Source organism: Lacticaseibacillus huelsenbergensis (assembly GCF_029726355.1).
Classification (GTDB): domain Bacteria; phylum Bacillota; class Bacilli; order Lactobacillales; family Lactobacillaceae; genus Lacticaseibacillus; species Lacticaseibacillus casei.
Genome location: NZ_CP120687.1, coordinates 319,563 through 339,278, shown reverse-complemented (window position 1 = coordinate 339,278; position 19,716 = coordinate 319,563). Strand labels below are relative to the sequence as shown.

Here is a 19,716-nt window from a genome sequence, read left to right as displayed (position 1 = left end):
AAGGGCGTTGAGGCGTACGCTCTTTTTTCGTGAGCGTGAGCCAGCCCGGTTTCTGGGCCGAGGAGCGCGTTATGGCGTGCTCAAAAAAGCGCCGCCAACCGAATTCGAGAACTTATATCAAGAAAGGGATGACCATGAACAAAGTTTATTTAAAGCACAAAGAAGAAGTTTTGACCGCACTGACAACGAATCGGACACATGGCTTAACCAGCGCAGAGGCTGAGGCGAGACTGGCAAAGTTCGGCCCGAACGCATTGAAAGCAGCACCGACGATCCCGGCCTGGCGCCAATTTTTGCTGACCCTCAAGGAACCCCTTGTCATTATTTTATTTGTTGCAGTCGGCTTGGCATTGTTGAGTGCGGCGTATGATTTTTTTGTAACCGGTAATCGTAGTCATGGGATGGCGGCGATTTATGAAAGTATTGCGATCTTAATTCTTATCGGCGTTAATTCCGGCTTGGGCTACTGGCAGGCGCAATCGGCGAAAAAGTCGATGGATGCGCTACGGAATATGGCCGATCATCAGGCGCGGGTGTTGCGCGATGAAGTTTGGGAAGATGTGCCGGTTGCGGAGCTGGTACCAGGCGATATCGTTCGGGTGCAGACCGGTGACTTTTTGGAAGCCGATGTGCGGTGGCTGCGGGTGGCGAACCTGCAAACATCTGAGGCGCACTTAACCGGCGAAGCAGAACCGGTGAGCAAGCAGTCCCATGCCTTGACCGAAAAAGTCGAATTAGGCGATCAGACTAACATGGGTTTTTCCGGTTCGATGATAACTGCCGGAAACGGATATGGCGTTGTGGTTGCTACGGGGATGGAAACCGAACTCGGCAAAATCGCCAAGTTAATGAATGACGTGCAAACGCAAAAGACGCCGATCGAGCGCGTCGTTCACAGCTTGAGCAAAAAGCTGATGATCGTTGCGATCGGGATTGTTTTCCTGACATTAGGATTGGCCTTGTTTAAAGCTTATCAGCAAACCGGTAACCTCTCCTTTGAAATACTGGCAGCGTCACTGTCCACCGCGATTGCCCTTGCCGTGGCGGCAATACCTGATGCTTTGCCCGCCGTTTTGTCGATTGTTTTAACCATTGGTGCGACCAAGTTGGCCAAGAATCAAGGCTTGATTAAGTCACTGAACTCGGTTGAAACCTTAGGCGCCACGAATTATATTGCGTCAGATAAAACCGGCACCCTGACGAAAAACGAAATGACGGTGACGCGCTTTTTTGCTAACGGCGCGCATTATGAAGTTGAAGGCAATGGATACGACACAACCGGTGACTTTTTGCCGGTAAATGAACAGGACACCCCTGCAGTTGAGCGGTTTTTGCAGGCAGCGGTGTTAAACAACGAAGCTAATGTCACGCAAGACGAAGATGGTCGCTTCCAGCCGTTTGGCAATCCGACCGACGTGGCGTTGGTCGTAGCTGGCGCAAAAGGTGGCATTGACCGGGCAACTATACTGGAAAAAACCGACCAACGCGACATTGACATTTTACGGGTATTGCCGTTTGATTCAACGCGGAAAATGATGAGCGTTGTCATTAAAGAAAATGGTCAATTCAAAGTATTAACCAAAGGTGCGCCGGATGTTATTTTGCGGAAAACGGACCAGGTGGTGGATCATGATCAGCTGGTGCCAATTGCAGACGCGCGGGCGACGATGGAAAAAGTGATTCTGGACTTTGCCAATGATGCGTTGCGAACCATTGCAATCACGGAACGGGCTATTGATGAATCGCTGGCGTTGCACGGTGAGACGGCCGAGCTGGAGCAACATCTGACACTGCTTGGGATCGCCGGCATCATTGATCCGCCACGCCCGGAAGTGAAGCGTTCGATCCAGACATTACACGCGGCTGGGGTGAATGTCGTCATGATTACCGGCGACCACGCAGCAACTGCGCGTGCCATTGCCTATAAACTGGGAATTGTTCAGAAAAAAGATGCCCAAGTTATTGAAGGTGCCATGTTAGACAAACTGCCTGATGCAGAGTTAGATGATGTGGTCTTGGAAGCGCGGGTTTATGCGCGCGTGTCCCCAGAGCACAAGCTACGGATCGTTAAAGCCTTGCAACGGCGCGGCCAAGTGGTTGCTATGACCGGTGACGGGATCAATGATGCACCGGCGTTGCGGGCCGCAGATATTGGCATCGCTATGGGCATCAATGGCACTGAGGTCACCAAAGACGCGGCTGATTTGATTTTGCTCGATGATAAATTCACTACCATCGAAAAGTCAGTGGCAGCTGGCCGGACGATCTTCGGAAACATTAAGAACTTCATGCGCCATGAATTGACGACCAACGTTGCGGAAGTGCTGGCGTTACTGCTAGGCGTCATCTTGATGACCGGTCCCATTGGTCACGTCAGCGTAACCACACCAACGCTGACCGCACTCATGGTTTTGTGGGTGAACATGATTTCGGACGCGTTGCCAAGCTTTGCTTTAGCGTATGACAAACCACAGGCAGACCAGATGAAGCAAAAACCGCGTGATACCAGTGCTTCAATCTTAAAAGGCATGGTGGGCCGCATCTTCGTTCGCGGAACCGTCATGGGTGGCACGGTGTATGTTGCGTTTATCTGGGCGGCCAGTGCCGGTTTACCAGCTGCTGCAGCCCAGACGATCGCGTTCCTGACACTGGTGTTTGGCCAATTATGGCACGTCTTTGATGCCCGGAGCACGACGACGTTATATCGACGCAATCCATTTAGCAATATTAAGTTGCTTGCGGCGGTGAGTTTTGCGGCGGTGAGTTCGCTGTTGGTCACTACTTTACCGTTTTTCAACGTGGTGATGGGTACCCAAATGCTGACCTGGCAACAATATTTGCTAGTCACTGTGCTGCCGGCGATTCCTACGCTTGTACTTTCGGGGATTAAAGAGGCTTGGTTGGCAGTGGCTGGGAAAAAATGATGTCTTTTCAAATAAACCGGTGCTGATTGCGTTAAGCTGCTCATTCAATGGGCGGCTTTTTTCGTTAGCGCTCGCGGCTTCTACACCGGTGAACAGCAGATGGTGGAAGATGCAACGCATGATTGATTTTCATGTTTCCAAAAATAAAATTGACTTTTTCCAGAAAATAGCAGTATTATATAGACCGGTTGTTATAATTTGGAGGTTGACGATGAACACACGTGAAAAGTTAGTCGCGACGGCTGCAGATCTTTTTCAGGAAGAAGGGGTCAGGGCGACGGGATTATCAAAAATTCTGGCCGTCAGTGGGACCCCGAAAGGATCACTTTATTATTATTTCCCAGAAGGCAAAGTGCAGCTGATTGAAGCCGCCATTGAGTATGCGGGTGCGCAAATTTTGGTGCGGGTTAAACAAGCGCTTGAACGGGATGCGGCGCCGGAAATTGCCTTGACCGGACAGCTGGCGGAAATGGCGGAGGAGATGCAACAGCATGGTCGGCTCAGCAGCCATTCAATCAGCCTGATCGCACTAGAAACACGCGATGATCCGAAACTGCAAGCAGCTTGCAGTGCGGTTTATACGCAACTTGAAGATTTATATACCGACAAACTGGTTTCAGCGGGGATGTCAGTGGTCCCGGCGCGGCAACTGGGACAATTCGTTCAGGCAACGATCGAAGGCACCATTATGATCGCGACTACCAAAGCGAATCCTGACTTGTTACGGCAAACCGCGGCTCACCTGTCTTACCTGATTAAACAGGCACTGACGTCTTGAAGATGCCTGTCAACTGTTGATTGATTCGAAAGTAGAAAAGGAAGTTATTCATGCAATTATCACAAACAAAAGCAATGCCACAAGCACGCGTTCATATCGCGCATCCGGCCTTGGCCATGATTGGGCTGATGATCGGGGCATTTGTCGGCATGTTTTCAGAAACATCGCTTAATATCGCCTTACCTAGTCTGATGACGGCGCTGAACGTCTCACAAGGCACGATTCAATGGCTCGTCACTGGGTATATGCTGGTCATCGGGATCTGCATGCCGATTTCCAGTCTTTTGTCCAAATGGTTTAATACGAAAAGAATTATTTTATTTGCATTAGGCGCCTTTATTCTTGGATCCGTTGTTTCCGCGATGGGCGCCAGTTTTGCCGTTGTCTTAATCGGTCGCCTCATTCAGGGTATTGGGACCGGCTTGATTCTGCCGCTGATGTTTTCGGTAGCGATGCAGATTTTCCCGCCGTATAAACTGGGCACGGTAATGGGATTGGCGGCGTTGGTAATCATGTTTGCGCCTGCAATTGGCCCGACCATTACCGGACTCATCCTAGCCAAGTTCACCTGGCATGATATTTTCTGGCTATTCGTCCCGTTCTTGGTATTGGCATTTATTTTTACGTTGACGTCAATGGAAAATGTCTATCACCAAACCAAAACACCGGTCGACTGGATCTCGATTGTTGCCTCATCGATCGGTTTTGCCGGGATTGTCGTTGGCACAACCATGGCGAGTGATTCGGGTTGGTTATCGCTCACAGTAGCGGTTTCACTGCTGATCGGTATTGCCGGTTTGGCATTTTATACCCGACGACAGTTGACGTTGGAAAAACCAATGTTGAACTTGCGGGTCTTCGCCAATAAGCAGTTTACGGTTGGTACCTTACTGGTCATGCTTGATTTTGGCGTGATTCTGGCTTCGATGTATTTGTTGCCAATGTACCTGCAGCGCGTTATTGGCTTGCCAGTCGCGATGACCGGTCTCGTGATGTTGCCAGGTGGGATTGTCAACGCCGCGGTGTCGGCGATTGCCGGACGAATGTATGACAGTCATGGTGCGAAGTGGTTAGCCCGTGGCGGATTTGTGATTGCCATTCTCGGGATCCTGATATTGCTGAATAGTGGGGCACAAAGTCCGTTGTGGTGGATCATTTTGGGACATGTGACCTTGATGATTGGAGCGCCGCTTGCGATGTCACCGGCGCAGACATATGGCTTAAACAGTTTGAGCGGCGCCGAAAGTGCAGACGGCAGTGCCTTGCTGAACACCTTGCAGCAAATTGTCGGTGCGGTTTCAACGGCGGTTGCCACAAGCATGCTCGCCTTGGGTTCCGCTCAAGCAGCCGGACAATCAGGACTGACAGTCGGTTCGCACTATGGTTTCGCGTTCGTCTTAATTCTTGCCGTGGTTGGCCTGATCGTTGCCTTCCAAGTTAAAAAGCCCCAAGTGAGCCGTGATCTTTAGTTCCACAAATGCACGTTAATGAGTTTCGGTAAGTGATTGCGAAAACAGTCGTTCTTACCGGAACTTTTTTGCTATCAAGCGGACTTTTTGTAGAAAGCGTCATATAGAAGTGGTGCAAAAATGTTTCCGCCGCTAAGCATTGTCCGTGACTAATTTGTATACCATCTGTTATGCTTACTTCGTTGTTAGTAGGCAGTGTCATAAGGAGGATGATAGTTTGAAGAATCCATATGATTTTGATGTCTTGTACTTAGGTAGTGGGCATGGCGCGTTTGACGGGGCCGGCCCATTGGCAGCTTCGGGAAAAAGAGTAGCTGTGGTTGAAGGCGACATGATCGGCGGCACTTGCCCGAATTATGGCTGTAACGCGAAAATTACGCTTGATACGCCGGTGGTTTTGCAACGGCTGGCGGAACGGATGCAGGGTGTTGTGTCTGGCAATATCAAGATCAACTGGTCGGCGTTAGTCGCTCACAAACAAGCTGTGATTAAGCCGTTACCGGATGCTATCGGTACGGGATTAACCCAAAACGGCGTAACGATCATCCATGGCTATGGAAAATTTCAGGATGCACATACGATTGTTGTGGGTGAAAAGACTTATACCGCAGACAAAATTGTCATTGCGACTGGCCAGCGCCCGCATCGCCTTGATGTGCCGGGAACTGAATTAGCGCATGACAGTCGGGCCTTTATGGACTTGGATGTCTTGCCGAAGCGGATCGGTATTTTGGGATCAGGCTACATCAGCATGGAATTTGCAACGATTGCCAATGCGGCCGGCGCCGATGTCCACGTATTGATGCATCATGACCGTGCTTTGCGGGAATTCCACCAGCCATTTGTCGAAGATGTGATGGCTGACATGACGAAACGGGGCATTCAATTCACGCCGAATGCGGTGGTGACTTCGCTTGAGAAAACCGATGATGGCATTGTGATTCACTATGGTGACAAGGAGCAGCTGGTTGTCGATTGGGTGCTGGACGCAACCGGCCGAATCCCGAATGTTGAGCAACTGGGGTTAGAAAATGTCGGCGTTGAGTTTAACCAGCACGGTATTCCCGTGGACGACTATCTGCGAACGAACGTGACCAATATTTATGCGTCGGGCGATGTTTTAGACAAGCCACAACCCAAATTGACGCCAACAGCCACGTTTGAGTCCTATTACCTTTACAAGTTACTGAGCGGCCAAACAACTGCGCCGATTGATTATCCGGCGATTCCGTCAACGGTTTACACCTCGCCAAGAATTGCCAAAGTCGGTGTGGCACCTGAAGCGGTCAAGGATGATACTTACAAAGTCGTGCACAACCACATTCCGGATGACTGGTATCATCAAACCGATCAGGAAACGGTGGGTGATAGCCTTTTGGTGTTCGATCAGGAACATCATCTTGTCGGCGCCACGGAGTACAGTGCTCAAGCCGAAGATGCGATCAACACGTTATTGCCGGCGATTGTCTACCATTTAAGCCGTGATCAGATGTGGCAAATGGCGCACATTTTCCCGGCTGAGGGTGCAGCAGCATGGCATAAGATTCGGTGACTTCGAGAAAAAAGCGCGAGTTGAGTCATAACTTTGTTGACTTGGTTTTTAATTCCGAACGGTTTGGGAAAATTTAGGCAACGGGTTCTGTTCCGTGCCAAACTCCGCAATCTCCGGCCAGGTCGGGGCTGGCGACCGCGAAGCTAGAGGGGTGGGCACCACTGAACCCCCTCTGGCCTACGATTGCTCCGCCTTGGCACTCGTATCGTAATAACGCCAACGAATTATTCTAGAGAAAACAAAGTGAGCATACTCTCCGTCTATCATTTTTGGGAGTATGCTCACTTTTATAATGTGGCTGTTAATTATGTTTCAGACTTTTGGTCGCAACAGATCATATTTTCGGTTTTCAGTATACTGGATCGCAACTTAAGCGCAGGACACAGCGCTAGAGATTCGGATCCATTTTGAATGTCAGTTTCGATAAGCCGGTTCCCATCGTGATGAGTTTAAACAACAACTCGCGGGTGGCGTCGTTGTAATGTTGCGCAATCAGATGGTTTTGCTCGGTGAGATATTGGGTTAGATCCGAGCCGCTCATTTTGGCGGTGGCGTCATCGACTTCGGCGATTTTGCGGCGGGCCCATTCATTGAGCTCTTTTTGGTAGGCTAAGTCGTCTTCGATAAAGTCGGCGTAGTGGGACTCGACGACCATCGCTAGCGCTTCGTAAAGCCAGTATGCAGCGTTGAGATCCATTTTGGCCGGTAGTTCGCGGTAACTTTCATCGGTGTCATTGGCATCGGTGAAGAAGGGAACGTGCGGACAGAAGGCGGGGATGCCAAAGCCGACCCACTGGACACCGGCAGCGGGGTGCTGATCGGCCGGGCGCATTTGTAGAATGTGAGAGTTGGCGGTGCGGGATAGCGAAATGGCGCGATATGTTTTGCGGTCATGTTCGCTGTCGCTTCCTAATGGGTCGAACTGGGTTTCATTGAAGTGTGACTTGAGCACATATTGAATATCTTCAATCGAAATCTTGCGGTTGGCTTTGCGGATAAAAGGCAACTCCGGCGATTCCGGATCTTGGATAGTTTCGGGATTGAGGTAGCGTTGGGCGAACCAAACCCGCGGCGTGTTGTAGTGATGATCTTTCTCGGTATCGGTGCCGAAGATGTGGCGGAAGTTCCATTGATCATCATCAGGATTCAAGTTATGGCGATCAACAAAATCCTGGATGCCGTCTGCCCACATGTAGTTGTCAGGGTCGTTGAAGTCAATCGTTTGAATCGCAACTTGGTTAGCCGCAACCGCATAACAATCATCGGGGATGTGGACGGCGACCCATTGATGGCCGGTCACGATTTCCATGTACCAGACTTCATTTTGATCGTTAAACTGCACGCCGTTACCTTCAGCTGAGCCATATTGTTTCACGAGTTCGCCGAGATACCGGACGCCTTCACGTGCACTGTTGATAAAAGGCAAAACCAGGGTCGTCATGGAGTCCTCAGCCAAGCCATTTTTGACAAAGGGATCATAGGCAAGAACGCGTTCATTGGCATAAACACTTTCGGTGGCACTTTCGCCGACATTTTTCTCGTTAAAGCCGTCTTCTTCGTTTGGCCCGGCACTTTGGTCGGCATCCGGCGTTGCGGTGTAGCGATAGCCGGTTTCCGGCAGAGGAACTGTCAGCTGATTGTATGGTGAGACATAAGTTTCTTTGCGTCCAGTGACGGCTGGCTGGACGATGAAACGCTTGGGATAGATGGCAACAAGCCGATCTTCGTTGCGGGAGATATAAGTGGCACCGTCAAGTGAAGCTTTTTTGCCGACCATCATTGAAGTACAAGCAGACATTTCGATTCGATCAATCATTTTATTTCCTCCATCTTTTGAGTGAGTGTGAGCCGGCGCGGTTAGAAGCCGGAGTATAAGTGGCCTTGGGCGTGATGGCCCGGGCTTAGGCCATCGCGACCAAGGTCCTTATACGCAGGCTTTTGCGCTGGGGAACGCGTTAATGTGAGTGTGAGCCGGCGCGGTTAGAAGTCGGAGTGTAAGTGGCCTTGGGCGAGATGGCCCGGGCTTAGGCCATCGCGACCAAGATCCTTATACGCAGGCTTTTGCGCCGGGGAACGCGTTATAGAAAGTTTGGGTGGTGATCCAGCCGTTGAATTAAATGATCCTTTTCAGCGATTTGATTGAGATAAAGGGCTAACCGCGCGTCACGCTGATCGTCGGCTTCCGGGAACTTCTGAGCCAGTTCTTTGCCAATCATGGCAGCGGTTCGGCGGCCATTGATTTTGCTAAAAACGAAGCTGCCATAAGCATCAAGATGCAGGTAGCTGACTTCGGGAATTTTCATATGCAGCACTTTCCGACAAAATCGCTGAATAGCGTGGTTTTGCGGACGGATAATGGTAACCTTTCCATTCTTTTTGGTGTACTGCACCTGGGAATTTTTCCGATAAATGACGGTGGTGAGCATGTCAGTCTGTGTCATTGTCTAAACGCCTCCTACTCGGCCTGCTTCTTGGCGGCAGGGTGTTTGATGGCCATCAATGGCACAATAATCGCTGCTGCCATGATGATGAGTAACACGACGGCCATGGCGTTGCTGCCGGCAAAACCAGCAGGAACCCGGTTTTGCAAGACACCGGTGACGTGTAAAATGATGCCGATCAAGCCAATGATGGAACCGCCGGCAATCAGGCCGCTAGAAAGTGAGACTCCAGCGGATAGGCGCGTTTCGCGAAGTTTCTTGTTTTGCGTGGTTTTTTGGATGAAAAGCTTTAACAACGCACCGACCAGAATAATCGAAGTCGTTGAAATCGGTAGATAGAATCCTAAGGCAACGGTCATGATCGGCAGATTCAGCATCCAGCAGACAAGCGCCATGATGATGCCGACAATGATCATGATCCACGGCAGGTTACTGGATAAAATGCCGGTGGTCAGCGTGGCAATGAGGTTCGCTTGTGGCAGACCGAATGGCGGATCGGCACTTTTAACGGCTAGTTGCGGGGAGAGAATCACCGTGGTGCCGACAACAACGACGACACCGATAAGTGCGGCGAGCAGAAAATACTTCATCATTTCGGAGCGCCGACCGCCGACAAGGTAATTGACTTTTTGGGTTTGCATATAGGCACCGCCGACAGAAATCGCGGTGACAATGAAAACGCCGAACAACAGGAGAATCTCGTTGTGGGTGTTGGACGTCCAGCCCATTAGCGCAAACACCAGCGTCATGACAACCAGACTGGCGATCGTCATGCCGGAAACCGGGGCATTCGAGCAGCCGATCGTGCCGGCGAGCCGGGCTGAAACAATGACAAACAACAGGGCCAAGACGAGGGACATGATACCGGCCAAGATGGTGATCACCATGTTGCCGGTCAGAAAAGCACCGACTATGAAGATCGCAATTGTAGCAACCAAAAGTGCCATGATGCCAAGTGAGTTCTTTTCTTCGCCACTGTTATTACGGGCATTGAGCGTTTTCTTGATGGACGTTACGATGACCGGAATTAACTTGATGGCGCCGATAATACCGCCGCAGAGCATCATCCCGGCGCCGATGTACTTGGTATAGGAACCGGCCACGGTATCGATGTTCATCTGTGACATCAACATGTGGGCGTCATTCCAGACATGGGCGTGGCCGCCAGCCATTTGCGTGAAGTAAGCAATTAATGGCGTGATGCCAAAGTTAGCCAGTATCGAACCGGCAAACATGGTCAAGGACACGTCCAAGCCAACAACAAAACCAATGCCGGCCAACATCGGATTGACTTCGGTCGAAATTTTCCAGCGGTAGGATGCACTACCCACAAACGTCATCACACTGTTGACCCACCCGAAAACCTGCGTGGTGAGCAACGTGATCACGCCGCCGATGCCAAAACCGATGCCCATATGCTTCAGCGCATCGCCACCGGCTTCACTGGCATCCAGCGCTTCGGAAATGGCAGTCGATTCCGGATACATGAGTTTACCGTCTTCTTCAACTAACAAATAATTCTCGACAAGGCTGGCCATGCCGACTGCGAATAAAACCGCCAGCGCACCGACAACAATGCCGGCAAAAAAGTTGACCCGGCCGCCAATGATGATAATGGCTGGCAAGACATAAATCATCCCGCTAGCAATCGACTCACCGCCGGAACTCATCCCTTGCAGCAGGTTCTTGCCAAAAAGTCCTTTTTTCTTAGCGAAAACGCCGACCAACCCTGATCCGATAATCGACCCGGGAATTCCGGCGGCAACGGTCAAGCCAGCCTTCATGCCTGAATAAGCCGTAGAAGCGGCAAAGATGGTCGCCAAAACGGCACCGATGATGAAAATAGCCGTACTTCCGCCGCTATTTTCCTGTGTGCGTTCCGTGGCATACGGCACATATTTCGTCTTGGCCGCGGTTCGCTTCGAGATCGTCTTTTCCATTGTGTTACCCCCAATTAACGCATATTCTGGTGCCGCAACAATTGCACATTAGCCGTGATGAAAAGATGTTCGTTCAGTTCGAGGCTAATTTTTGACAGACGCTAGCAGGCACCTTGATAAAAACATTAACCGACAAAATGGCCGGTTGGATCATGGTCAAAGAAATGTTCGATATTTTGGGCGACCCGTTCCAAATCAACATTGCCGCCTGATACCAAAGCGACAACTTGCTTGTCGGTGAGCCATTTGGCAGCGATTTTGTGGGCTTCGAGCGCCGCGGTTGGCAACGCGCCAGCTCCTTCGGCAACGGTTTTAGCGCGTTGCAGGAGATCCTTCATGGCTTCGGCAATTTCCTCTTCCGAAACCAATACCATCTCGTCGACAAGGTCGCTAGCGAGGCCAAAGGTGATGTCACCAGGCATTGCCACGGCAGTTCCATCAGCCAATGTCGAGCCGGCGCATTGCCGTGTCAGGTGTCCGGCCTGCAAGGAGGCAGTCATGCCGTGAACGTTTTCGGATTGCACTCCGATAATGTGAATTTGCGGATTGACATGCTTGAGCGCCACGGCGATGCCGGAGATTAAACCGCCGCCACCAACTGGCACAATGACAGTATCGATGGTTGGCAGTTGTTCCAACAGCTCGAGGCCAATTGAGCCTTGGCCAGCAATGACGAGCGGATCGTTGTAAGGATCGACAATCGTGAGGCCATCAGCGGCCGCCTTTTTTTCCATAAACGCGCGCGCTTCATCAAACGTTTGACCAGCCAGGATCACGCGGGCTCCATAGCCGCTGGTTGCTTGTTGCTTGGCGAGTGGTGCGGTCTCCGGCATCACGACGGTGGCGTTAATTCCCAATAAATGTGCAGTCAATGCGACACCTTGGGCATGATTACCGGCGCTGGCAGTGATGACGCCTCGCTGCTTTTCGCTATCGGTGAGGTGGTGGATCTTGTTGTAGGCGCCGCGAAACTTGAATGAACCGGTCAGCTGCATATTCTCAAGTTTGAGATAAACATCGCCATGCGTGACGGTGCGACTGAGAAACATGGATTGAATCAGTGGCGTCACGCGGCCGACCTTGTGAATCAGCTGACTTGCTTCCCGAATATCTTTTATCGTGACGGGTGGGGTCATGGTTAGCATCAAAACCACCTCCTAATTTCTGACCAGTACTTCTGTCAACGGTGTGAAAGGTAGTGACAACGAGTTGGCAAGACTCTGATTCGTGATCTTGCCATGGTAAAGATTGACGCCGGATGCCAAGGCAGGATCTGCCGCAATTGCTTGGTCAATGCCTTGAGTAGCAATCGCCAGTAGGTAAGGGATATTTCCACTTGCCAGCGCCAGCGTTGCAGTTCGTGGCACCGCACCAGGCTGATTCGGAACAGCGTAATGGATGACGCCGTATTTGGTAAACACAGGTGATTCAATTGTTGTCGGCGCGTCAATGGTTTCGACCGTGCCACCTTGGTCAATGGCAACATCAACCAAGACGCTGCCCGGTTTCATGGACTGAACCATCGCTGTTGTCACAAGCTTCGGCGGTTTAGCCCCTGGGATCAAAATCGTCGAAATGAACACATCAGCCGTTTTAATCGCAGCGGCAAGGTTTTCCGGTGTGGAAGCCAATACAGTCAGGTCTTGCCCCGCAAATTTTTGCTCAAGCCATGTGCGCCGCTCTGGATTTAATTCGATAATGGTGACGTGGCAACCCATAGCCAATGCTAGGGTAGCTGCATTGAACGCTGCCGTGCCGCCGCCAAAAATGACGACATTGCCAGGCGCTACTTCTGGTGTGCCAGGGAGCAAAATACCTTCGCCACCATGTTGCGCTTCAAGATAATAGGCCCCCATGATCACCGAACGCCGCCCGGCAATCGCACTCATCGGCTTTAGCAAAGCCAGCTCACCATCTTTGACAATCGTCTCGCCGCCAATTGCCGTGACACCAGCAGCTTGCATGGCGTGGACGGTTTCCGGCGCAGATGCTAAGTGCTGAAAACCCCAAATCACCTGACCGGACTTGAAATACTGATATTCTTCAGCATCCGGTTCTTTTACCTTAACCACTAGGTCGGCATCCCAGCTGGCCGCATGGCTAACCAGCTTACCGCCAGCGGCTTCATAATCCGCATCCGAAAATCCGGCTCCGATCCCCGCAGCATGCTCAACCCAAACCTCTGCGCCGGCCGCAGTCAATTTCTTCACATTGGCAGGCGTTACAGCAACACGACCTTCGCCAGCCTTTTGTTCCTTAACAACCCCAACACGCATGATGATCCTTCCTTTCTCTTACACTCATATGTTAAATACTTCACAGCTACCAAAACAACAGCTATGTGACAACTCTCACAAAATAAATGTTAGCGCTTACGAATTTCCGCGGAGAATCTCATGAATCACTTAATTGGAATGCTAGAAGGTGCCAATAAAAAAACAGCCAGTGGGAAGCAGATTGGCCGAATTAATGGTGGATATTCAACTGAAAAACCAAGGATGATGATTGCTGAGAGAACAAATTTAACTCAAGGTGACGGAACCGCTAATCAAAGAAGCAAAATGAGACGGCAATATAATGGCATTTAAAACAAAGAAAACAGAAATCTCAAAAGTCGGTAACATTGTGATTTATTGAATGAAAGAAAGCGGTGGGCATCGATAGGTTTTATTTTTAATCTTGAGAAGACACTTGTGCACGAATGGTGAACCATTCTCATAATGTCTTTTTGACTCATTTTCCGGTTTTTTAAGCGCAAGTGTGCGAATTTTTGTCCCATATCTTGACTTGGCACACAACAAAAAAGTACCGGGGTCTCAAGGTAAAACTCGAGATCTCGGTACCTCTGGACGTATTTCCTAACTGACTTAGCCGTTAGAATTCCCTTTTTTGATACAATTGGATACTTAACCACCAGGAAAGTGCGAATAACAAAATGAGCGCGAGTGCTATTAAGCCAAGCCAAGGACGCAAACTGTCTAAAGTGAAATTTAAGCTTTTATCGAGAAAAACGGCAACGACTAAGACAAACACCATCGGAAGATACGCCGCAAGTGGCGCGCGCTGAAATCCCATGCCAATCATCATCGGAAATGACAAGGTGATCTGCAAGATAATAAAAGCAGTTCCGATTAGCATCAACCACCCAACATCTTGAAAATCACGCACGGGATTGGATCGTGCAAATAGGCCAATGCCAATTGTTAGTATGTTGGAAAGATCAATCAATACCATCATAATCAAACCAAACAAATAATGACTAGCGACAATGGTTTGACGTCGAACCGGCAACATGGTATATACCTTTTCGAGACCATGACGATCGGCAACGACAAATGGCATCATCAAAATGCCGATACTGGCGCCAATGGTTCCGCCAGCAAATGGCATGGCTAGGTTGCCATTCAAAAAGATTATGAAATAAATAACGATTGAATTAAGCGTAGCCCAAAAATATAGACGCTTGCTGCCATACAACGAGCTTAAATCTAAGCAGACAAGTTTGACCAGATCATGCATGCGGCCGACCTCCTTTACCAAAGGCAATCATCAAGGACTCCAAGTCAACCGGTTCCTGAATGATGCTGGCAGGCAGGACAGCAGTTTGATCGGTAGGCCAGATACCAGCAAAACCGACCACGCTGCGTTGAAAGCCGATAATATTAGCTTGAATGGCCGGTGTTAAGTCATTAGGCCCGCCTTTGATCATGACATACCGGTCGAGGAGTTCGTCTAGTGAACCGGTAAACGTGACTTTACCCGCTAATAAATAAGTGACATAGTCCGCTACCTTTGCAAGTTCAAGGACATCGTGGGTCGAGATCAGTACACTTCGTTGCCCATCGCTAATGAAATCCTGCAAAATGCCAATTAATTCATCGCGGGCAATCGGATCCAGCCCCGAAGTCGGCTCATCCAGGATCAGTAAGCGAGGATGATGAGCGAAGGCTGCCGCTAGTTGGAGTTTGATTTTGGCACCCGTGGATAAATCATGATATTTGGGTTTGGTAGGGATCGCAAAATCTTGGAGGAGTTCCTTAAACTTGTCTGGATCCCAGCTGGGAAAGAAAGGACCGACATACCGGCTCACGGTTTCTGCGCGCCATGAGTCAGGATAAACCGGACCGTCTAAAACAATCCCGATTTGATCCCGAACGGATTCTCGGCCTTGCGGTGTTGTCTGACCAAGCAAATCAATCTGTCCGGTATCCGGACGAACCATATCCAGAATGGCTTTGATGGTCGTTGTTTTCCCCGCACCATTGGGACCGATGAACCCCATGATATAGCCGGCAGGAAGCTGAAAGCTAACATCGGCCAGCTGAAATTCTGCATATTGTTTGTTCAGATTTGTGACGGTAAGTAAATCAGCGCCCATGATCGGTCTCCTCCGCTTGTAATAAGGTATCCAGCATGGTGTGTAGCTCGCTGGGGGCAATATGCGCCATGTTGGCAGTATCAATTGCCTGATTGAGTGAAGCTTCAATATCTCGTAGGGCATTTTCCCGAACCAGCGCACTGTCTTGCCCTAATACATAAGCACCTTTTCCTTGGACATTGGTGATAAAGCCGGCTGCCTCAAGTTCGTGATAAGCCCGTGTGGTGGTGATGACGCTGATACGCAAATCCCGTGCAAGGCTGCGAATGGATGGCAGCTGCTCATTGACTTTTAACTGACCAGAAAGGATCGCGGCTTTAACCTGATCTTCGATTTGCTCATAGATCGGCTTGCCCGATTGATTTGAGATGACGATCCGCATGGCTGACCTCGTTTCATGACTTGATCGGATTATTTTTGCGGGCGGTCCGTTGCAATTGCAGCGAGCGCTTGAACGCTTTTAAAATGCCGCCATCTGAATAGCTTAACACATTCGTCTGATAAAGCTTGACCGTCAGCCAAGTGAAGATGATTAAAAAGATCAGATTAATGCCGAATGCCGACCATGCGGCGAGCGCACTGACTTGACCCGCGCCAAGGCGTACCGGCATCATCATGGTGGAAAGGAACGGGACATAGCTGGCGATATTAAGGATAGGTGAGGTGCCGGAACTAACAATTAAGGCACCGAAGTAACCGACCATGCCAAGCATCACAATTGGCGTTGTTGCCTGGCCGATTTGTTCCTGATTCGCGACCAGCGAGCCGGTGAGTGCAGCTAATACGGTATACGTCAGCGTGCCCACAAAGAAGAAGGCAAGACTGAAAATCAGCATGTTCGGAGTAATGCTACTTAGGTTCATTTGACCGATGAGTGAAGACAGCGGGTTTGAAGGCAACTGGCGCAAGACGACCATGCCGGCGAGTCCCACCACTGCGTAAATTGCGATTTGAGTTGCCATTAACGTCAAGATTCCCAGCAACTTACCGAAAAATTGTGCTTGCGGGGTAATGGCCGTTAAAATCGACTCTTCAATTCGCGAGCCTTTTTCAGTGCCGATTTCCTGGGCCATCATGGAGGCGTAGCTGATCACGAACGTATAAATCAAGAGACCGACAATGAATCCGGCTGCCGAGCCTGACGCTTGGCTTTTAGCCGAGCGTGTCACCAATTTACCGTTGTCAATCGTGACATTGTTAGTGGTGAATTTCGGTGTGGCAAAAAGCTGCTGCAACTGGGAAGGCGTTAGGTTCAGCTGCGTCGCGACTTCCTTGGTATGTGCCTGGGCGAGGATCGACTGCAACTGGGTACGATCGATACTTTCCCCGTCTGTCCGTTTCATTAGGCTGGCTTCCAAGGCCGGATGGCTGGTGATGGTTAACACCCCGTCAAGTTTTTCAGCGGCTAAGGCACTTTTGGCCGCGCTGGGGGTCTTGTAACTGATGTATTTTTGATCGTCATTGCTGTTGGCTTTAAAAGTCTGTGTCAGCGCAGGACTGGACGTTACCACGCCGATACGGGTCGTTTGGTTGGTTTGGTTCATAAGCCAGAAAACGCCGCCAAAAACTGCTGCCAGAACTAGCGGACCAAGAACGATCCAGAGCCAGGTTTTACTTTTGAGATTCTTGAAGAAAACTTGACGGAAAATAACATCCATTTTTTTCATGGCTTAGGCCTCGACTTTCATGCGGAAAATTTCGTCTAGAGAAGGTGCTTGTTGGCTAAACTCTGGAATGTAACCTTGATGGGTTGCAGCGGCGAAAATATCCCGGCCAACTTGCGGATCATTGAGTTTCACCAAGAAGCCGCGCGATTGCGGGGTGACAGACACAACGCCCGGGAATGCTTGAAGTTCTTGCTGCGTCAGGGGTGATTGGATGTGTAGCCGGGTTTGGCCAAATTGTTCGCGAATGGCGTCAAGTTTGCCGGATAAGACGACTTCACCATTTTTTAACATGACTAGCTGATCGGATATTGCCTCGACGTTGCCCATATCATGACTTGAATAAATAATGGCACTGCCGGCATCCCGCAGCCGCCGAATCCCGGCTTCGAGTAAGCTAGCATTCACGGGATCCAATCCTGAGAATGGTTCGTCTAAAATGATGAACTTTGGCATGTGGATCATGGCAGCAATGAGTTGGACCTTTTGCTGATTCCCCTTAGACAGATCTTTGATGAGATCGGTCGGTTTTCCCTTGACCTGAAACTGTTCAAGCCACTGATCGAGGCTAGCCATTGCTTCAGTACGTTTCATGCCATGCAGTTCGGCGAAGAAGCTAATCTGATCAGCCACTGTCATTTTCGGATAAAGCCCGCGTTCCTCAGGGAGATAGCCGATCATTTCCCGGCTGAGCTGTGTCAGTGGCCGATCTTGCCAGGTCACCGTGCCGCTATCTGGCTGCAATAAATTTAGCAGCATTCGAAAAGTGGTTGTTTTGCCGGCACCGTTTTGACCGATCAGACCCAGAATTTCCCCTGGGCGAACGGACAATGAAACGTTGCGAACGGCCGTCGTTTTGCCAAAATGTTTGGTTAAGTTCGTGACATTGAGCATGGCGCGCATCTCCTTTAATGTGTCTATACTGTATATGTATGATATGCACAGTATAGGCAGTGGGCTGATAAAATGCAAGCTCTTATTGGTTTTTATACAAAAATATCCCCAAAAGCCGAGACTCAACTTTTGGGGACAGGTTCATTTAGGCGAAAATCATTGACACTTGGTTAGTAGAGGCCTTGAATCACTATTCAGCTTGCTGTGCCGCATGCGATAGTGACATAACATCACGGACGATCATCAGTTCTTCATTAGTCGGAATGACCAGCGTTTTAACTCGCGCGCCTGGCGCCGTGATGTCGCCAGCCTGATGACAGGTTTGCTCATTGCGTTGCAGGTCAATGCGGGCGCCGAGGTAGTCGAGTGATTGCATGACCCGAGCGCGAACGGCACTGCTGTGTTCGCCAATGCCGGCAGTGAAGACCAGCGTATCAACGCCGTCCATCAAAGCGGCATAGGCACCGACATATTTCACAATGCGATTGACGAAAATATCCAGTGCAAGTTTGGCACGGGGATGTTGTGGCGCCGCTTCTTCAAGATCGCGCACGTCATGGCTAATGCCGGAAATGCCACGCAGGCCAGACTGGGTATTCAGAATGTCAATCATTTGATCAACATCGGGAATGGCCAATTTTTTCATCAGGTAGGCGATCAGCGAAACATCAACGTCGCCGGAGCGTGTACCCATTGTGACGCCGGAGACCGGAGTGAAGCCCATTGACGTGTCGATGGATTTTCCATTTTGAATGGCGGTAATGCTCGAGCCGGCGCCAAGGTGCATGACAATCATGCGCATTGATTCAAGCGGCTTGCCAAGCATTTTGGCTGCATGGGCACTGACATAGCGAACACTGGTGCCGTGCGCACCGTATTTACGGACGCCGAACTTTTGGTAATATTCATAGGGGATGCTGTAGAGATAATTAACGGGTTTCATGGTTTGATGGAAGGCTGTGTCAAAAACGGCCACTTCAAGCGCCCACGGCATCATGGTGCGGAAAATCTCGATGCAGTCCGCTTCGACTGGGTTATGCAGCGGCGCATAATCGCGCAAGGCCCGAATCTGCGCCAGCACCCGGTTATCGATTACAATTGGCGCGGAAAAGAGTTCGCCGCCAGCCACAACTCGATGACCGATGCCGGTAATTTCATTAAGGTGATGCACGAGGCCAAGCGATTGAAGGTCGGACAGCGTGTTTGCAACTGCCTCCCGGTAATTATGGATAGGGGTTGTGCTTTCGTACACCTGATCAGTGCCATACTTAATTTTAACAGTAGAGTTTCGTAAAATATCAGTCGCGCCTTCTGCAAGTTGGCGTTCACTTGGCATGTCAAACAGTTTCCATTTAAGGGACGAGCTGCCGGCATTGATAGAGAGGATTTTTACCATGTTTGATCACTCTTTCACGATTGCTATATCAGTATCATACCACTGAACGGGTGTTATGTTTGTGAAATATTACGCAAATTTGGTTTTTTAAATACATCTTCGTTCCATATCACATGTTTAAAAAGACTAAACAATGAGCTGTAACCCGCCAAAAAGTGTCTCTCAACCGTGGCGGGTTACAGCTCATTTTCTGTTTTAATGGTCAATTTTTAAAATTGGCTAGGTATCAATGTTGGCATGGGCGATCCAAAAGCACAACGCAGCCAAAGAAGACTTAATG

General features: G+C 50.0%; 16 protein-coding genes. 5 read left to right on the top strand and 11 right to left on the bottom strand.

All coding sequences use genetic code 11. From position 1 onward, the window contains the following. Positions 1–134: 134 nt before the first annotated feature. The 4 genes from LHUE1_RS01500 to LHUE1_RS01485 all read left to right on the top strand — a co-directional run bounded on the left by LHUE1_RS01500 (position 135) and on the right by LHUE1_RS01485 (position 6,723). On the top strand, positions 135–2,924 hold the full coding sequence (locus LHUE1_RS01500; RefSeq protein ID WP_277848174.1) for a cation-translocating P-type ATPase: 2,790 nt from the start codon (positions 135–137) through the stop codon (positions 2,922–2,924). Between the two features lie 211 nt (positions 2,925–3,135). Continuing rightward, positions 3,136–3,702, top strand: coding sequence for a TetR/AcrR family transcriptional regulator (locus LHUE1_RS01495; protein WP_049169177.1), 567 nt, complete (start codon positions 3,136–3,138; stop codon positions 3,700–3,702). Positions 3,703–3,752: 50 nt separating this feature from the next. Next, the gene (locus tag LHUE1_RS01490) at positions 3,753–5,171 is read left to right on the top strand and encodes a DHA2 family efflux MFS transporter permease subunit (RefSeq protein WP_049169176.1); all 1,419 of its coding nucleotides are present in this window, start codon (positions 3,753–3,755) and stop codon (positions 5,169–5,171) included. A gap of 217 nt (positions 5,172–5,388) precedes the next feature. Then, positions 5,389–6,723 carry a dihydrolipoyl dehydrogenase family protein gene (locus LHUE1_RS01485; protein WP_049169175.1) on the top strand — a complete coding sequence of 445 codons (1,335 nt, stop codon included), beginning with the start codon at positions 5,389–5,391 and terminating at the stop codon, positions 6,721–6,723. Positions 6,724–7,111: 388 nt separating this feature from the next. On the opposite strand, the gene LHUE1_RS01480 is transcribed toward LHUE1_RS01485, so the two are convergent. From LHUE1_RS01480 to ald, 5 genes are all read right to left on the bottom strand, one after another. Beyond that, the gene (locus tag LHUE1_RS01480; protein WP_049169174.1) at positions 7,112–8,539 is read right to left on the bottom strand and encodes a C69 family dipeptidase; all 1,428 of its coding nucleotides are present in this window, start codon (positions 8,537–8,539) and stop codon (positions 7,112–7,114) included. Between the two features lie 262 nt (positions 8,540–8,801). Next, positions 8,802–9,164, bottom strand: coding sequence for a PqqD family protein (locus LHUE1_RS01475; RefSeq protein ID WP_049169173.1), 363 nt, complete (start codon positions 9,162–9,164; stop codon positions 8,802–8,804). 14 nt (positions 9,165–9,178) lie between these two features. Next, positions 9,179–11,104, bottom strand: a complete 1,926-nt coding sequence (locus LHUE1_RS01470) for an OPT/YSL family transporter (RefSeq protein WP_049169172.1) — start codon at positions 11,102–11,104, stop codon at positions 9,179–9,181. Positions 11,105–11,229: 125 nt separating this feature from the next. Further along, a complete protein-coding gene (gene tdcB / locus LHUE1_RS01465; RefSeq protein ID WP_049169171.1) occupies positions 11,230–12,249 on the bottom strand; it encodes a bifunctional threonine ammonia-lyase/L-serine ammonia-lyase TdcB in 1,020 nt (339 codons plus the stop codon). A 12-nt stretch (positions 12,250–12,261) separates the two neighbouring features. Further along, positions 12,262–13,380 (bottom strand): alanine dehydrogenase, encoded by a 1,119-nt coding sequence (gene ald, locus LHUE1_RS01460; RefSeq protein ID WP_049169170.1) that lies wholly within the window; start codon positions 13,378–13,380, stop codon positions 12,262–12,264. Positions 13,381–13,500: 120 nt separating this feature from the next. Between ald and LHUE1_RS01455 the strand changes: the two genes are divergently transcribed. Further along, positions 13,501–13,692 carry a hypothetical protein gene (locus LHUE1_RS01455; RefSeq protein ID WP_049169169.1) on the top strand — a complete coding sequence of 64 codons (192 nt, stop codon included), beginning with the start codon at positions 13,501–13,503 and terminating at the stop codon, positions 13,690–13,692. A 286-nt stretch (positions 13,693–13,978) separates the two neighbouring features. Here the strand turns inward: LHUE1_RS01455 and LHUE1_RS01450 are convergent, their stop codons facing one another. The 6 genes from LHUE1_RS01450 to LHUE1_RS01425 form a co-directional block, all read right to left on the bottom strand. Continuing rightward, the gene (locus LHUE1_RS01450) at positions 13,979–14,623 is read right to left on the bottom strand and encodes an ABC-2 transporter permease (protein WP_049169168.1); all 645 of its coding nucleotides are present in this window, start codon (positions 14,621–14,623) and stop codon (positions 13,979–13,981) included. Next, positions 14,616–15,482 (bottom strand): ABC transporter ATP-binding protein, encoded by an 867-nt coding sequence (locus LHUE1_RS01445; RefSeq protein WP_049169167.1) that lies wholly within the window; start codon positions 15,480–15,482, stop codon positions 14,616–14,618. Before LHUE1_RS01445 ends, LHUE1_RS01450 begins: the two co-directional genes overlap by 8 nt. Next, complete coding sequence (locus tag LHUE1_RS01440; RefSeq protein WP_010491847.1) at positions 15,472–15,864, bottom strand: GntR family transcriptional regulator; 393 nt, start codon at positions 15,862–15,864, stop codon at positions 15,472–15,474. Before LHUE1_RS01440 ends, LHUE1_RS01445 begins: the two co-directional genes overlap by 11 nt. A gap of 13 nt (positions 15,865–15,877) precedes the next feature. Next, positions 15,878–17,149, bottom strand: a complete 1,272-nt coding sequence (locus tag LHUE1_RS01435) for an ABC transporter permease (RefSeq protein ID WP_049169166.1) — start codon at positions 17,147–17,149, stop codon at positions 15,878–15,880. A 3-nt stretch (positions 17,150–17,152) separates the two neighbouring features. Continuing rightward, positions 17,153–18,040: an ABC transporter ATP-binding protein gene (locus tag LHUE1_RS01430; protein WP_047106386.1), complete on the bottom strand. Its 888-nt coding sequence runs from the start codon at positions 18,038–18,040 to the stop codon at positions 17,153–17,155. A 190-nt stretch (positions 18,041–18,230) separates the two neighbouring features. Next, complete coding sequence (locus LHUE1_RS01425) at positions 18,231–19,436, bottom strand: acetate kinase (RefSeq protein ID WP_049169165.1); 1,206 nt, start codon at positions 19,434–19,436, stop codon at positions 18,231–18,233. Positions 19,437–19,716 lie beyond the last annotated feature (280 nt).

Excerpts from the sequence above, each read along its gene's own strand:
- LHUE1_RS01495 (WP_049169177.1), top strand. The coding sequence starts at position 3,136 with ATGAACACACGTGAAAAGTTAGTCGCGACGGCTGCAGATCTTTTTCAG.
- LHUE1_RS01500 (WP_277848174.1), top strand. The coding sequence starts at position 135 with ATGAACAAAGTTTATTTAAAGCACAAAGAAGAAGTTTTGACCGCACTG.
- ald (WP_049169170.1), bottom strand. The coding sequence starts at position 13,380 with ATGCGTGTTGGGGTTGTTAAGGAACAAAAGGCTGGCGAAGGTCGTGTT.
- tdcB (WP_049169171.1), bottom strand. The coding sequence starts at position 12,249 with ATGCTAACCATGACCCCACCCGTCACGATAAAAGATATTCGGGAAGCA.
- LHUE1_RS01475 (WP_049169173.1), bottom strand. The coding sequence starts at position 9,164 with ATGACACAGACTGACATGCTCACCACCGTCATTTATCGGAAAAATTCC.
- LHUE1_RS01435 (WP_049169166.1), bottom strand. The coding sequence starts at position 17,149 with ATGAAAAAAATGGATGTTATTTTCCGTCAAGTTTTCTTCAAGAATCTC.
- LHUE1_RS01425 (WP_049169165.1), bottom strand. The coding sequence starts at position 19,436 with ATGGTAAAAATCCTCTCTATCAATGCCGGCAGCTCGTCCCTTAAATGG.
- LHUE1_RS01450 (WP_049169168.1), bottom strand. The coding sequence starts at position 14,623 with ATGCATGATCTGGTCAAACTTGTCTGCTTAGATTTAAGCTCGTTGTAT.
- LHUE1_RS01470 (WP_049169172.1), bottom strand. The coding sequence starts at position 11,104 with ATGGAAAAGACGATCTCGAAGCGAACCGCGGCCAAGACGAAATATGTG.
- LHUE1_RS01480 (WP_049169174.1), bottom strand. The coding sequence starts at position 8,539 with ATGATTGATCGAATCGAAATGTCTGCTTGTACTTCAATGATGGTCGGC.
- LHUE1_RS01440 (WP_010491847.1), bottom strand. The coding sequence starts at position 15,864 with ATGCGGATCGTCATCTCAAATCAATCGGGCAAGCCGATCTATGAGCAA.
- LHUE1_RS01455 (WP_049169169.1), top strand. The coding sequence starts at position 13,501 with ATGAATCACTTAATTGGAATGCTAGAAGGTGCCAATAAAAAAACAGCC.
- LHUE1_RS01445 (WP_049169167.1), bottom strand. The coding sequence starts at position 15,482 with ATGGGCGCTGATTTACTTACCGTCACAAATCTGAACAAACAATATGCA.
- LHUE1_RS01490 (WP_049169176.1), top strand. The coding sequence starts at position 3,753 with ATGCAATTATCACAAACAAAAGCAATGCCACAAGCACGCGTTCATATC.
- LHUE1_RS01430 (WP_047106386.1), bottom strand. The coding sequence starts at position 18,040 with ATGCTCAATGTCACGAACTTAACCAAACATTTTGGCAAAACGACGGCC.